General features: G+C 34.5%; 1 protein-coding gene. It reads right to left on the reverse strand.

Annotated elements, in window-relative coordinates:
• Positions 1–1,031 (reverse strand): transposase (locus ACESSZ_RS16450; protein ID WP_499842907.1); only part of this gene is annotated, 1,031 nt, incomplete at its 3' end.
• Positions 1,032–1,121 lie beyond the last annotated feature (90 nt).

Genomic DNA, 1,121 nt, shown 5'->3' on the forward strand with positions numbered 1-1,121 from the left:
TTATCATAACTTCCATATCCCGCATCTGCGACTACGACTGCTGGGAGTTTTCTATATTGTTCTAAATACCGATCAAGGAATTTGATAAATGTCTTTTGATCACTGCGCTCTTGAAAAACACATGCGTATGCTATATATTCATCACATACACCTATCTGCACATTATATCCCGGTTTGAAGATTCCGGTTTTCATGTAGTAGTCTTCTTTCATATGCATCATTGTCGCATCGTGATCTGTTTTTGAATAACTGTTTCTGCCTTCACCGCATATCTGAATTCTGGTCAGGCAGCTTTCTAAGGTATCTCTATAGTCCGCAAGGTTATCATAAATCCTTTGTATCGGCGTTTTTCTCTTTCCTTTACCATAAACAAAAGAGAATCCTTGCTTTTTACATTGCGATAATATTGCCTCAAGGATGACATCTAATTCTTCCGGTGCCCATGTATCTTTAGGTTCTGTATTCTCCAGTTTCTGTATTTCATCATTGATGCGTGTAAATGTTTTATCTCTTGTTTTGACCGCGGTCTTTTTCCATACAAAAGAGAATTTTGTGGCATTTGCTTCTAGTTTTGTTCCATCTATACATAAAGTCTTTGTATCAACGTCGTCTAGTGTACAGATAGATTCAAAAATATCCTTAAATATATTTTCTATAGAATCTTTCAGATATTTCTCAATAAATCTTTGAATTGCCATATGGCTGGGTGTTTCTTCTTCCATAAGATACATAAAACGGATATCCGTTTTACAGGCCTGTTCAATACCTCTCAAACTATAAATTTTATTCATGAACGCAAACAGAACGATTTTAATCATCTTAAAGGGATTGTATTCTTCACGACCTTTATGTGAAGGTCGATTCAGATATGTATTCCAATTTACTCCTTCCATCACTTTAAGAAAACTGAACACCGGATCAGAAGAATTTAACTTTTTTCCTAAATCCAGTGGTAAAATCAACTGTTGTGTAGTATAATCCATATTGTTCAGATACGGATAATTTAACTCGAACACATTGATGTTTTCCATAGTTAAATTATACCAAAAAAAATACGCCATTCTCTTATGAGTTTGACGTATTTTTATTTGTGAGGCTATTTCTTATTCGTTACAGCCTCT

It is taken from the genome of Eubacterium sp. 3_1_31 (assembly GCF_964249515.1).
GTDB classification, from domain to species: domain Bacteria; phylum Bacillota_I; class Bacilli_A; order Erysipelotrichales; family Erysipelotrichaceae; genus Longicatena; species Longicatena caecimuris.